Here is a 13,668-nt window from a genome sequence, read left to right on the forward strand (position 1 = left end):
GCTGTGAGCACTCACCGGCCCCGCGGTGCAGTCTGCCCGCACGACGGCGTCCGCACCAGTGCGCGAGGCGGTGCGCCCGGCAGGGGAAGGGCCCACTCACGCCTTTGTTCCTCCGCACGCCTGTTCCTGCCCTGGGGCAGGTGTTCCTTTGAGTTGCTCAAAGGGGTGTTTATGCAGGTGAGAAGCGTGCGGAAGGTGTTTATGATCGAGGCGTCCGACCGGTCGTAAAGACGACGGCCGGGTGTGGACGGCGTCGGACCGGCGCTCGGAACGACGCCAAGGAGCCATGCGGTGAGCACCCCTCAGCAGGACCAGTCGGCCGGGACCCCCCAAGGGGCGGACCCGGTGCCCACGCAGGACGTGGACCACACGGACGCCGAGTACCGAAGCTGGCTCAAAGAAGCCGTACGAAAGGTGCAGGCCGACGCCAACCGCTCGGCCGACACCCACCTCCTGCGTTTCCCGCTCCCTGAGGAGTGGGGCATCGACCTCTATCTGAAGGACGAGTCGACGCACATCACGGGCAGCCTCAAGCACCGGCTCGCCCGCTCGCTGTTCCTCTACGGCCTGTGCAACGGATGGATCCGGCCCGGCCGCCCTGTCATCGAGGCGTCCAGCGGCTCGACCGCCGTGTCCGAGGCCTACTTCGCGAAGCTCATCGGGGTGCCCTTCATCGCCGTGATGCCCCGCACCACCAGCCCCGAAAAGATCCGCCTGATCGAATTCCACGGCGGCCGGTGCCACTTCGTCGACGACTCGCGCACGATGTACCAGGAGTCGGCGGCCCTGGCGGTCGACACCGGCGGTCACTACATGGACCAGTTCACGTACGCGGAGCGGGCCACGGACTGGCGCGGCAACAACAACATCGCGGAGTCGATCTACCGGCAGCTGGAGCTGGAGCGCTACCCCGAGCCGACCTGGATCGTCGCCACCGCCGGCACCGGAGGCACCTCCGCGACCATCGCCCGCTACGTCCACTACATGCAGCACGACACCCGCATCTGCGTCGCGGACCCCGAGAACTCCTGTTTCTTCGAGGGATGGACGACCGGGGACCCGGACGTCACCTGCGACTGCGGCTCCCGCATCGAGGGCATCGGCAGGCCGCGCATGGAGCCGAGCTTCGTGCCCGGCGCGATCGATCGCATGATGAAGGTCCCGGACGCGGCGAGCGTCGCCGCCGTGCGCGCCCTGGAAGGGGCCATCGGCCGCAAGGCGGGCGGCTCGACCGGTACGGGCCTGTGGAGCGCGTTGAAGATCGTCGCCGAGATGGTGGCCGAGGGCAGGACCGGCAGCGTCGTCACGTTGCTGTGCGACCCGGGGGACCGCTACCTCGACAAGTATTACTCCGACCAGTGGCTGGCCCACCAGGGCCTGGACATCGGGCCCTACACGCGGGCCATCGAGACGCTGCTCGCGACGGGAGTCTGGCCGAGCGCCGCCTGAGGCCCGTCCGCCGGGAAAGGCTCGGCGGTCGTCGGGTCGTCGCTCAACTCGCCCTGGAATCCGGTGAGTTGGCCGTGATCCTGCGGTCGAGCGCGGCCACCGCGCCACGGAACGCGCGACCGAGCCCCGCCCGGCCGAGCCGCAGCCCCACCCGGAAAGCGGCGGCCCCGTCCGCGGCGAACGTCCACTGCACGCGTGTCCCACCGGTGCCCGACGGCGTGAGCCGCCACTCCTCGACCAGGGCCCGTATCCCCGGCGCGTTGGTCTCGTCCACCCGGTACGCGTACACCTCGCCGGGGTCGGCCGCGAGGATGGTCTCCCGCATGCGCGTGCCGCCCTTGAGTCGCACCTCGCGCCCCGTGCCACCGTCCGTCGGGCGGACGAGCGTCACGGCGGAAAACCACTCGGGCCAGCCCGTCACGTCCTCGGAGAGCGCCCGGAACACCGCCTGCGGAGGCGCGGACACCTCGCGGGCGAACACCAGGCGCAGCGGCGCTGACTCGGTGAACTCGAGCCCCACAGGCTCCAGTCGGCGTGCCATGGACGTTCAGCCCCCAAGCGGAATCAGGCGGTTGACCGGGCAGGGGTCACCATAGCGGCGGAACCGTCAGATGTCTGTACCTGTTCCGGGCTCGCCCGCGATGACGAGCCGCAGCTCCTCCGAGATCTCCGCGCGCACCTCGGCGGGCAGCCCCGCGTCCGTCACGAGCGTGTCGACCTGGTCGAGCGAGGCGAACGAACTCAGGCCCACCGTCCCCCACTTGGTGTGGTCGGCGACCACCACGACCCGGCGCGCGGACTGCACGAGCCGCCGGTTCGTCTCCGCCTCCGCCAGGTTCGGCGTCGACAGGCCGGCCTCCAGCGATATGCCGTGCACGCCGAGGAAGAGCACGTCGAAGTGGAGCGCCGCGATGGCCTGGTCCGCGACGGGCCCCACGAGAGAATCCGAAGGCGTCCGCACGCCGCCCGTGAGGACCACGGTCGCCGCGCCCTGCCGCTGCCCCGACGAGCGCTGCGCACCGTGGAACACGTCCGCCACCCGCACCGAGTTGGTCACCACGGTCAGGTCCGGCACGTCGAGGAGGTGGTGCGCCAGCGCGTACGTCGTGGTGCCGCCGGACAGCGCGATGGCCGTGCCCGGCGCAGCCAGCGCCGCGGCGGTCCGCGCGATGTCCTCCTTGGCGCTGAGCTCGAGCCCCGACTTCGCCTCGAAGCCCGGCTCGTGCGTGCTCGCCTCGACCACGGGGACCGCGCCGCCGTGCACCTTCTCCAGGACACCCTGCCGGGCGAGCGCGTCGAGATCGCGGCGGACCGTCATGTCGGAGACGCCCAGCTTGCGCGTGAGCTCGTTGACCCTGACACCGCCACGGCGCCTGACCTCGTCGAGGATCAGGGCCCGGCGCTGCTCCGCGAGGAGGTTCTGATTCTCGCTCACGTCCTGTCGGATCCCTTCGCCTCGTCCCAGCCGTCCATGGTCGCCACATCCTCGCACGCGCCACCGACAGCCGTACCGCTGCCCACTCGCACAGGCCATATGACGCGCGGTCGCACGGATGGGGGAGATTCGGTGACGAAGGATGCGTAGCGCGGGCGTGAGCGGGGATTCTGATTCCGGCACCACACGCGCACGTCAATCGGGGGATGCTGAACGGTGGAGCGTGACACGGCGGACGAGTCCGCCCTCGAACTTCTGGTCCACGGCGTAGGGGGCACCACCCCCGAGGCGATGCTGGGCGACCCGCGCACGGTCCGCGTCTCCGGCGACGACACGGCCGCGGTCTACCGCCGCGCCGACGACGTCGACGCGGAGGAACGCCCCGACGACTACCGGGGCAAGCCCGTCCCCGAGGCGTACGTCTGGTGCAACCTCACGTCCGGCAACGGCTCGCGCGCCTTATGGCTGCTGCTCCTGCCGTTCATGGTGGTCAACCTCGCCCACTGGATGCGCCCCAACGCCCACCGCCGCACGCGGACCGTGCGCGCCTACGGCCTTCTGGTGCGCCTCGCCGGCCTCAGCCTCACCGTCCTCCTGGTCGCCGCCGCCTGCGAGGTGGCACTCGACCTGGTGGCCTGGCAGTGCGCGGGCACGCACGCGTGCGCAGAGGAACGCTCCTGGCTCGGCTTCCTGTCGGTCGACGCGCACGGACACGGCGGCTGGTGGAGCCAGCCCGGCCGCCGCCTCGCCCTCGCCGCGATCGTCCCGGCCGCCCTCACCGGCCTCCTCTGGTACCTCTCCCACCGCACCTGGGGCGCGTACGAGTCCCAGCAGCCGCTGCCCCATCAGCCCGACTCCGAGGAGGCCCCGACCAACGCGCTCGGCAGGCCGGGATTCTGGTACGGCCGCCGTCTCGTCGCCCGGCTGCGCGCCGCGCACACCGCCGCGGGCCTGCTCACGGTGGCGGCCGCCGTCGGCACCTCGGCCGCCCGCTTCGACCGCGAGAGCGGCGGCCCCGCCCTCCTCGACGTGCTCGGCCGGATCCTCGACGGCGCACTCGTCGCAGGCACCACCGTCGTCGTCTGGGTGGTGTGCCGCAGGGGCCGCAGCGAGAACACCATCGACCGCACCCTCGACCGGACCCTCGTCCGCCTCCTGCCCGCGGCCGCACTCGCCCTCCTGGTACTCGCCTTCCTGTACGCGGGCTGGTCGCGCCCCGAGTGGCGGTCGCACGGGCGACTGCCCGGAGACGCGACGTTCGGCGGCATCGTCCTCGTCCAGGGCGCGGTGATCGTGGCGCTCGCCGTGGTCGGCCACGCCATTCACCGCCGGGCCCGCGACTTCCGTGCGGCCCTGCGCGGCCTCGGGGGACCCGCGACCGCGATGCTGGCCTGTGCCCTCGGCGGTGTGATGTCCGGGGGAGTGGCCCAGCGCGTCGCCGACTGGCTGGACGGATCCGGCACGCCGGGTGCCGGCGGCACCATCGAGGGGCCGCCCGTCCTGCTGTCCTGGCAGGCCTCGGTGATCCCGCCCCTGCTGATCGTCGTCGCCGTGGTGTGCGCCCTGCTCGCCCAGCGCACCATGCGGCTCAAGCGCCGCGAGATGGCCACCGTCGCGACCGACTACCCGGGGGAGCCCGAGGACGCCGCCCGCACCAGCCGCATCGCGGGCACGCGCGCGCGGGCCGCCCTCACCGACCAGGCGCCCATGATCATCGGCACGGTCTCCACCGCGACCCTCCTCCTCGGCGCGGGAGCCCTCATCGGCGCCTGGGCGACCCACCAGGTCCCGGGACGGGCGGCACAGGGCACGTACGACATCGTGGAGGGCGCCGCGCAGACCGCGCAGGCGATGGGCTCCTGGCTCATCGGCCTCGGCTTCATACTCTTCGTCACCTGGGGAAGGCGCGCCTACCGCGACGCGTCGGCCCGCCGCACGATCGGCATCCTGTGGGACGTCGGCACGTTCTGGCCGCGCGCCGCGCACCCCTTCGCGCCGCCCTGCTACGCGGAGCGCGCCGTGCCCGACCTGACCTGGCGCATGGCCACCTGGATCCGCACCACGGGCGGCCGTCTCGTCCTGTCGGGGCACTCCCAGGGCAGCGTCCTCGCCGCGGCGGCGGCCTGGCAGCTGCATCCCACGGTCCGCCGCCGCGTCGCCCTGCTCACCTACGGCTCGCCTCTTGAGCGGCTCTACGGACGCTGGTTCCCGGCCCACTTCGGGCCCGCCGCGCTCAGCGCCCTGCACCGCGAGGTCGACTGCTGGCGCAATCTGCACCGCACCACCGACCCGATCGGCGGCCCCGTCCGGCTGCCCGGCGAAGGCGGCCCCGAGGTCGACCACCCGGCGCTGAAGGACCCCCTCGCCTACGGCCGCACCGAGCAACATCCGCTGCCCGCACCGATCCTGGGCCACTCCGACTACCAGGCCGACCCCGTCTTCGCCGAGGAACGGGCCCGCCTCCTCGCCAGGCTGCGCCCGGAAGTACCGTCGCCACGCCCGGACGGCGAGCCCACCGCGCCTCAGGGCAGCTCGGGCAAGTCGTCCTCGTAGAGCAGGGTCAGGTCGTCCGTGCTCGGCTCGGCGAGCTGGGCGACCCGGCCCGCGTGGCGCTCGACCATCGACTCGAAGGTCTGCCGTGCCGTGCGGCCGTTGCCGAAGGCGGGCCCCTTCGGGAGCGCCGTGAAGTGCTTCAGGAGGGCCTCGGACGCACCCTCGCCGAGCCGGTACTCGTGCTCGTCGGCCTGCTGCTCCACGATCCGCAGCAGTTCTTCGGGCAGGTAGTCGGAGAACCTGATGGTCCGTGAGAAACGGGACGCGACACCGGGGTTGACGGAGAGGAAGCGCTCCATCTCGGAGGTGTAGCCCGCGACGATCACCACGACGGAGTCGCGCTGGTCCTCCATCAGCTTCACCAGCGTGTCGATCGCCTCACGCCCGAAGTCACGGCCGGAGTCCTCGGGGGACAGGGCGTACGCCTCGTCGATGAACAGCACACCGCCGGTGGCCCGTTGAAAGGCCTCCTGCGTACGGATGGCGGTCGAGCCGATGTGCTCGCCGACCAGGTCGACCCGGGACACCTCCACGAGATGGCCCTTCTCCAGGACACCGAGTGAGGCGAGGATCTCCCCGTACAGACGCGCCACCGTCGTCTTGCCGGTGCCGGGGGAGCCGGTGAACACCAAGTGCCGCCTGACGGAAGCCGCCTTGAGGCCCGCCTGCTGCCGACGCCGGCCCACCTCGATCATGTCCGTCAGGGCACGCACCTCGCGCTTGACGCTCTCCAGGCCCACCAGGGTGTCGAGTTCACCGAGGACGTCCGTCGACGTACGCGTCGTGTCCGGCGCCTCTGTCACGGGTGCCACGGCACGCTGGTCGGGCAGCGCGCTGAGCAGCCCCACGGTCTGCGTGGCCTTCTGCACGCCGGGCACCGGAGCGGCGGCCCGCCCCGCGGAGCGCACCCCGCCGCTCTCGTCGCTGGTGCAGTCCTCGACGACGGGACCGTCCTCGGCGAATTCGTAACCGCCGCGCGAACACCGTTCCGTACGGCACTTCTTGAGCGTCGTGCGGCAGCCGTCGATGATGTGGAAGCCGTAGCCCTCGCTGCCGGTGACGCGGCAGCCGTGGAAGCTGCCCCGGCCCCCGGCCGACACGTAGAAGCCGGCCTCGGCAGGGGAAGTGACCGTGCAGCGCTCGATCGTCGGGTCGGCGCCCTTGGTGACGATGACGCCGGTCTGCACGGCGTCCACGGTGCAGTTGGCGAGGGTGCCACCGCTCCCGTGATCCCGGAACCAGGCACCCGTCGCGGCCTCGCGCACCCGGCAGTCGTCCAGCTGGGCGGTGGCGCCGTCGCTCACCGACACGGCCGTGTTGCGCACTTGGGAGAGATCGCTGTCGACGACGTCCACGCGGGAGCCGCGGTCCAGGACGAACAGGGCGTCCGGCACGTCGTGCACCCGGCACGCGTCGAGCACGGCGGTCGCACCGTCGCTGACCCACACCGCCGGATAGTCGCCCGTACTGTCGTGGATCTCGCACTGGTTGGCGTCCACGCGCGTGCCGGGGTCCCAGACGGACAGGCCGTTGCGCCCGAACCGGCGCACCGTCGAGCGCGTCAGCGTCAGGACCGAGCGGGAGCGCAGGTCGATCGCGTTCTCAGGGATGTCGTGGATACGGCAGTCGGCGAGGGTGAGCACGGCGTCCGTGTCGAGCGTGACACCGTCCGCCGTGGTGCGGTGCACATCGCAGTCCGTGAGGTGCGCCGTGGCACGCCCGGTGATCTGCACGCCGGTGCCCTTGATCTCGTACACCTCGCAGCCGACGGCTTCCAGGCCGCTGTGCTCGCCGGTGACGGACAGTCCGGAACCCGACGCGTGATGCACCCGGCAGCGCTCCAGACGGGGGTGTGCGCCGCCGCGTACGGCCACTCCGGCCTGTCCCGCCGAGACGATCTCGCACTCCTCGAAGACACCGCCCCCGCCGTCGAGCACGGCGATGCCGACCCCTCCGGGGTTGTCGACCGTGCAGCGCCGCACGGTGGGCCGCGCGCCGCCCCGCACCTCTATGCCGGCCGCCGAACGCGTGACGATCCGCAGATCGCAGAGCTCGGGAGCGCCTTCCTCCACCAGGAGCGCGGGGGCCGCCGAATCCTGTCCCTCGACGTGCAGATCGAGGACGGTCGCGGACGCGCGCACCGTGAGCGGCACCCCGTCGACCGGCGCGATCCGCACGGAACCGGGCGAGCCCTCGGGACCACGCAGTGTCACCGCACGGTCCACGACGAGGTTCTCTCTGTACGTGCCCGACGCCACGGTCAGTACGTCACCGTCACCCGCGGCCTCCAGGGCTGCGGCGAGCGATCCGTACTCCCCAGTGCGGCGCCGCCACCGCGACGTGCCGGTGTGCGTCACCTGGACCGTGCCCTGTGCCATGGCTTTGTCGTGCCCCCACCTCGTCGTACGCGGGTCCTCGCTGCGATCCCCGCGGCGAAGGTGGGTCAACCGTAGCGTGCGCGCAGCCGCTGAGTTGACCGGAGTGGAAGGCCGCTCAGCTGCCGGTCCCTGTCCTGCCCCAGTCCGGGCCCGCCTTGTCCCAGGCACGGTCCCAACGGTCGTACCGGCGGCGGACCATGCGCCACACGACCAGGCGCCGGGTGCCCTCGACGAGCCCGGCCACGGCCGCCGCGGTCCCGAATCCGGCCAGCGCGGCGTGTGTTGTGGCCGTCGCCGTGTCCAGCGGGCGGCCCACTACCTGACCCGTGCCGTCGACCCACAGCCTGAACCGGTCGCCCGGATGCGGGGTCTTGAGGCTCGACAGGACCTGGCCCTTGTGGTGGGCGCCGTCGGGTCCCTTCCAGTCGGCGACGACGCGACTGTGCGCGTCTCTCGCCGTCGACGTCTCGGGGTCGGGGTCCAGCGGCGGCTGGGCCAGCTTCCGTACGACCGTGGCGGGAACTTCCCGGCGGTCCTTGGTCTGTTCCTGTACCGACTGCATCAGAGCGCCCTGCGCCAGGGTTCCCGTCGCGACGCCGATGAGCGGTACGACGAAGACGATCAGCAGCACCGCCACCAGGGCGACCCAGGCCTCGGCGAGGTCGGTCGCGCGGCGCAGCGGATTGTGTCGCCACCGCCAGAGTCCGACGATTGCCCGCACAGCCAGCACCCCCTTCCGCGTCCGTCTTAACCGTGAACGGGCCGGCTCACGCGCGGGTAGGGCGAAGAGAGAGCGAAGTCACCCCGCTCGACGAAGCTCTGCGCCGGTCCCCGCCTTTCCATTGTGCTCCAACGACCGTGTTCCGGCGCGGGGTTCCCCGCGCGGCCACGCGTCAGCCCAGGATCGTGATCGCGTCACCGATCCGGACCGTCCCGGTCGTCTCCGGAACCAGGTTCGTCCCGAAACACAGCTGGTCACCGAAGCGGCGGTGGCGTGCGAGGGTCCGCAGCGGCTCCTTGCCACGCTCCGAAGTTGACTGATTCGTGGTGGTCACCACGCATCGGCCGCTCTTCTTGGTGATACGGAATGTGACGGACCCGATCGAGATACGTGACCATTCGTCCTCCGCCCAGGGCGCGGTGCCGTCCACCACGACGTTGGGCCGGAAACGGTTCATGGGCAGCGGGCCCTCGTCCGCGTGATCACCCTGCGCGATGAGGGAGTTGAGGGCGTCCAGGGAGGACAGGGTCGTGAGCAGCAGTGGATACCCGTCGGCGAAGCTGACCGTCTCCCCGGGCTTCGCGTACTCGGGATCGATGGGGCGCCGCGTCGCCGGGGAATCCAGGTGGAGGAGGCGCACGTCAGCGTCCAGGTGCGCGCTCCACCAGGTGTGCGCCGCGTCGTCGGCGAGTACGGCCTCGACCTTGTCCCCGAAGATGTTCACCGTGGTCGTCCGGGCGGGCCGGGGTACCGGGACCGTCAGGGGCGCGCGGCCGGGGGCCGACATGCGCAGACCTTCGCCGTCCGGGGTCTCGGCCGAGGCGAGAGCGAGACGCGGGTACTGGCGCTGGGTGACGACCTTGCCCGAGGCGTCGATGAGCACCCACCGGCGGTCTCCTGCAAGACCCCACGGTTCCACGGCCGCCTCGCGCGGCGCGTGCCCCCGAACCGACTTCAGTGGGTGGATGTGGATGGAGCGAAGCGAGGCGTACGGCATGGGGCCATCCTGCCAGCAGGCGAGGACAGCCCCATGTCCGGGAGATCAGTAACCGCGGTACTGCTGACGGTTGTACGGATCCTCGTACGGCGCGGCAGGGCGGGGCGCCGCGGGGCGCATGGCCTCGTAACCGGTGCCGGGCGCGGGCCGCTGCTGCTGTTGTTGTTGCGGCTGTTGCATGCCCGCGTAGCCGCGGGGCCCGGAGACCTGCTGCGGGATGTACGGCGCCGGCGCGTGCTGCAGAGGTGCCTGCTGCGGGGCCGCGTAACCGTACTGGGGCATGGGAGCGGAGGGCGCGGCCGGCAGCGCGGGAAGCGCGGACGGGAGCGCGGGCAGATGACTGCCGGTGTCGTACATGGCAGGAACCCGGATCGGGGCGATCTGGGGTGTGCCCCGCTCTGCGACGAGGGAGTCGTAGATCGGAGTGTCCGGGAAGGACGGCGCGGAGTAGTAACCGCCGCCATAGGTGGAGCGGGGGGAGGTCATGGCACATAAGTTAAGCCCACGATGTGCTGGTTGGGGAGACCGATAAGAGGGTTGTTTTGCGTGTCGGCAGTGACTCGAGATCCCCAATGCGAGCGAACTTGGCAAAATCGGTCGTCGTTCAGCGTTCGGATCGTGTAAAGGCAAGTTCTTGAGGGGTTACCGGCGGTTGGCCAGTGATCATCAGACACGTGCCCCTGTGATGCTTTCGGCCACGGGGAATAGGTTGACCTGGAAGCTGGAGATCTCTGTTGGGGGCGGACATGCCAATGTCTAAAGGTTCGAATGTCGTCGTGCCGGCGCCGGCCGTGCGGATCGAATTGGGGTGGCGTTCAGGCGCGGGGGTGCCCGACGCGGACGCCTCCGCGCTGCTGCTCGTGTCCGGAAGGGTCCGATCGGACGCGGACTTCGTCTTCTACAACCAGCCGGCGCACGCCTCGGGCGCGGTGCGGTACGAGGGCAAGCAGAGCGCGGACGGCCAGGTGACCGACACGATCTCGGTGGACCTCGCGCGCGTGGAGCCCGCGATCGAGAGCGTGGTGCTCGCCGCGTCGGCGGACGGCGGCACGTTCGGGCAGGTCCCCGGGCTGTACATCAGAGTCCTCGACGCGGCGAGCGGCGCCGAGATCGCGCGCTACGACAGCGCCGACGCGAGCGTGGAGACCGCCTTCGTCCTCGGCGAGCTCTACCGGCGCCAGGGCGCCTGGAAGTTCCGCGCGGTGGGCCAGGGATACGGCAGTGGTCTGGCGGGCCTGGCCACCGACTACGGGATCACGGTCGACGAACCCCAGACATCCGCGCCCGCACCCGTACCCGCGCCCGCACCTGCGGTCACGCCCGCCCCCGCACCGCCGGTCGCGGCCCCCGTCACCGCGCCGCCGCCCCCGGCCGCGCCCCCGCAGCCCGTGCGCCTCACCAAGGTGACGCTCACCAAGGCGGCGCCCTCCGTCTCCCTGGCCAAGCAGGGCGGCACGTCGGGCTCGATGCGAGTGAACCTCAACTGGGAGGTGCACAAGCAGTTCAAGGGATGGGGCAGCAAGCTGGGCCGCGCCGTCGCGCAGCACGCGGACCTCGACCTGGACCTGTGCGCCCTCTACGAACTCACCGACGGCCGCAAGGGCGTCGTCCAGGCCCTGGGCAACGCTTTCGGAGCCCTGAACCGGCCGCCGTACATCCACCTCGACGGCGACGACCGCACCGGCGCCGTCTCCAGCGGCGAGAACCTGACGATCAACCTCGACCACATGAAGGACCTGCGACGCGTCCTCATCTTCGTCACCATCTACGAAGGCGCCCGCAGCTTCGCCGACCTGCACGCGACCGTCACGCTCCAGCCCCAGTTCGGCGCGGCCGTCGACTTCTCCCTCGACGAGTGCACGGTGCCGTCGACGGTGTGCGCCCTCGCACTCATCACGAACACGGGCAGCGACCTGACCGTGCAGCGCGAGGCCCGCTACCTCGTGCCCGAGCGCGGCGTGAGCCCGCAGCGCACCGTCGACTACGCCTACGGGTGGGGCATGAACTGGACGCCGGGCAGAAAGTAGTCGCGTCAGTCGACTACTGCCGCTCCGGCGCCGGGTCCGGCCTGGAATACGTACGTCCCTTCCAGGCCGCGCCCCGCCCCCTGTAGTGCTGCACCGCGGAGTCGACCGTCATGAGGAGATACAGGAACGCGGTGCCCGGCAGCAGAGGCGCCAGCCACAGCGGCTGCGCGTAGTAGCGCAGCATCGGGACGTACGTCGCCGTCATCAGCAGCCACGCCAGCCCGCCGAGCAGCGCGGTGATCCCGTGCCCCGTGGCGAGCCCGGCGACGAGCGCGACCGGCGGCGCCAGGTAGACCAGCGCAAGGCCGGCCACGGTCCCGGCCAGGAGCAGAGGGTTGTGCCGCAGCTGGGCGTAGGCGCTGCGCGACACCATGCGCCACAGGTCACCGAGCCGCGGGTACGGGCGGACGCTGTCGACGCGGTCGGCGAGGCCCAGCCAGATGTGGCCCCCTGAGCCCTTCACCGCCCGCGCGAGCGCGACGTCGTCGATGACGGCGGGCCGGATGGTGTCGGGGATTCCGGCGCGTTCGGCGGCTCGGGTACTCAGGAGCACGCAGCCGCCGGCCGCCGCCGCCGTGCGCGAGCCCTTCCGTGCGATCCAGCGGAACGGGTACAGCTGGGCGAAGAAGTACACGAAGGCCGGGACGACGAGCCGCTCCCACACGCTCTCCACGCGCAACCGCGCCATCTGTGAGACGAGGTCGAAGCCGCCCGTGCGGGCCGCCGCCACCAGCTCCCGCAGGCTGTCCGGCTCGTGCGCGATGTCCGCGTCGGTGAGGAGCAGATATTCGGGCTCACGCGCGCGTGCCAGGCCGATCCCGTGGCGCACCGCCCACAGCTTGCCGGTCCAGCCCGCCGGCGGCTCGCCGGGTGAGTCGACCGTCAGCGGCAGCCCGCCGTGCCGCAGCGCCAGCTCCCCGGCAAGGGTTCCCGTGCCGTCCGTGCTGCCGTCGTCGATCAGGAAGATCTCCGCGCGCCCCGGATAGTCCTGCGCGAGGAGGGAGGGCAGGCTCTCCGCAAGGACGGCCGCCTCGTCCCGCGCGGGGACGACGACACACACCGAGGGCCACTCGGCCGGCTCCGTACGCGGGGGCAGACGCAGGTCCGTGCGCCAGAAGAAGCCCTGCCCGGCCAGCAGCCACACCCACGCGGCCAGCGATGCTGCGGTGATCCACACAACGGCGTCCATCCGCCGCAGTCTGCCCCACCGCACTCTCGGTGTGAGGGCCATCGTCTATGGTTTCGGGGTGAAGATCGCGCTCATGGACTCGGGAATCGGACTCATCGCGGCCGCTGCCGCGGTACGGCGCCTGCGGCCCGACGCCGGGCTCGTCCTCTCCTCCGACCCCGACGGGATGCCCTGGGGCCCGCGTAGCCCGCAAGACGTCACCGCGCGGGCCCTGGCCGTCGCCGAGGCCGCCGCGGAGCACCGTCCCGACGCGCTGATCGTGGCGTGCAACACCGCCTCGGTGCACGCGCTGCCCGCCCTGCGGGCCCGCCTCGAACCCGGGATCCCGGTCATCGGCACGGTCCCGGCGATCAAGCCGGCCGCCGCCGGTGCCGGACCCGTCGCCATCTGGGCCACCCCCGCCACCACCGGAAGCCCCTACCAGCGGGGACTGATCCGGGACTTCGCGGACGGTGTCGAAGTCACCGAGGTGCCCTGCCCGGGCCTCGCCGACGCCGTGCAGCACGCGGACGAGGACGCCATCGACAGGACGATCGCTGCCGCCGCGGCGCTCACTCCGAGCGATGTAAGGGCCGTCGTCCTGGGCTGCACCCATTACGAACTCGTGGCGGAACGTATCCGCGCCGCCGTCCAGCAGCCCGGCATGCCGCCGCTCGCCCTGCACGGCAGCGCCGGAGCCGTCGCCGCACAGGCACTGCGCAGGATCGGCGCCGGGCCCGAGGCCGGGACCGGTGCGCAGGGCGCCCTCACCGTCCTCCTCAGCGGCCGCACCTCCGCGCTGCCGCCCGCCGCACTCGCGTACGCGGAGGGCAGGCTACTCCAGGCCGCCGTCAGCCACGCACAGTGACGACGGGGCGCGAATTTCGGGCATGGCCCAGGCGCGCCAGGGCTTTACGCAATCACTCTCCGCAGCCCAGTG

Annotated in this window: 11 protein-coding genes; 4 read left to right on the forward strand and 7 right to left on the reverse strand. The window is 71.7% G+C overall.

The window, feature by feature from the left end; genetic code table 11:
- The first annotated feature begins 291 nt into the window (after positions 1–291).
- Entirely contained in the window at positions 292–1,449 is a 1,158-nt protein-coding gene (gene cds1, locus AC07EJ_RS20795; protein ID WP_393581696.1) for an L-cysteine desulfhydrase Cds1, read from the forward strand.
- A gap of 43 nt (positions 1,450–1,492) precedes the next feature.
- Here the strand turns inward: cds1 and AC07EJ_RS20800 are convergent, their stop codons facing one another.
- Together AC07EJ_RS20800 and AC07EJ_RS20805 are read right to left on the reverse strand one after the other, a co-directional pair.
- On the reverse strand, positions 1,493–1,990 hold the full coding sequence (locus tag AC07EJ_RS20800) for an SRPBCC family protein (protein WP_478884678.1): 498 nt from the start codon (positions 1,988–1,990) through the stop codon (positions 1,493–1,495).
- A 66-nt stretch (positions 1,991–2,056) separates the two neighbouring features.
- Complete coding sequence (locus AC07EJ_RS20805; protein WP_389484819.1) at positions 2,057–2,884, reverse strand: DeoR/GlpR family DNA-binding transcription regulator; 828 nt, start codon at positions 2,882–2,884, stop codon at positions 2,057–2,059.
- Positions 2,885–3,100: 216 nt separating this feature from the next.
- Here AC07EJ_RS20805 and AC07EJ_RS20810 point away from each other — a divergent pair, with 216 nt between their 5' ends.
- The gene (locus AC07EJ_RS20810) at positions 3,101–5,437 is read left to right on the forward strand and encodes a hypothetical protein (RefSeq protein WP_389484821.1); all 2,337 of its coding nucleotides are present in this window, start codon (positions 3,101–3,103) and stop codon (positions 5,435–5,437) included.
- On the opposite strand, the gene AC07EJ_RS20815 is transcribed toward AC07EJ_RS20810, so the two are convergent.
- The 4 genes from AC07EJ_RS20815 to AC07EJ_RS20830 form a co-directional block, all read right to left on the reverse strand.
- Positions 5,407–7,815, reverse strand: a complete 2,409-nt coding sequence (locus tag AC07EJ_RS20815; RefSeq protein WP_478884679.1) for a right-handed parallel beta-helix repeat-containing protein — start codon at positions 7,813–7,815, stop codon at positions 5,407–5,409. The genes AC07EJ_RS20810 and AC07EJ_RS20815 overlap by 31 nt on opposite strands.
- A gap of 115 nt (positions 7,816–7,930) precedes the next feature.
- Complete coding sequence (locus AC07EJ_RS20820) at positions 7,931–8,536, reverse strand: Rv1733c family protein (protein WP_478884680.1); 606 nt, start codon at positions 8,534–8,536, stop codon at positions 7,931–7,933.
- A gap of 172 nt (positions 8,537–8,708) precedes the next feature.
- Positions 8,709–9,533 (reverse strand): MOSC domain-containing protein, encoded by an 825-nt coding sequence (locus AC07EJ_RS20825; RefSeq protein WP_478884681.1) that lies wholly within the window; start codon positions 9,531–9,533, stop codon positions 8,709–8,711.
- 45 nt (positions 9,534–9,578) lie between these two features.
- Positions 9,579–10,019, reverse strand: coding sequence for a DUF6643 family protein (locus tag AC07EJ_RS20830; RefSeq protein WP_478884682.1), 441 nt, complete (start codon positions 10,017–10,019; stop codon positions 9,579–9,581).
- A 260-nt stretch (positions 10,020–10,279) separates the two neighbouring features.
- On the opposite strand from AC07EJ_RS20830, the gene AC07EJ_RS20835 reads away from it, so the two are divergent.
- Positions 10,280–11,560, forward strand: a complete 1,281-nt coding sequence (locus AC07EJ_RS20835; protein ID WP_389484833.1) for a TerD family protein — start codon at positions 10,280–10,282, stop codon at positions 11,558–11,560.
- A 13-nt stretch (positions 11,561–11,573) separates the two neighbouring features.
- Here AC07EJ_RS20835 and AC07EJ_RS20840 read toward each other — a convergent pair whose 3' ends face one another.
- Positions 11,574–12,749, reverse strand: a complete 1,176-nt coding sequence (locus AC07EJ_RS20840; protein WP_478884683.1) for a glycosyltransferase — start codon at positions 12,747–12,749, stop codon at positions 11,574–11,576.
- A gap of 58 nt (positions 12,750–12,807) precedes the next feature.
- Here AC07EJ_RS20840 and AC07EJ_RS20845 point away from each other — a divergent pair, with 58 nt between their 5' ends.
- Positions 12,808–13,596: a glutamate racemase gene (locus tag AC07EJ_RS20845; RefSeq protein ID WP_389484838.1), complete on the forward strand. Its 789-nt coding sequence runs from the start codon at positions 12,808–12,810 to the stop codon at positions 13,594–13,596.
- The last annotated feature ends 72 nt before the right edge of the window (positions 13,597–13,668 follow it).

It is taken from the genome of Streptomyces sp. NPDC045026 (assembly GCF_056432625.1).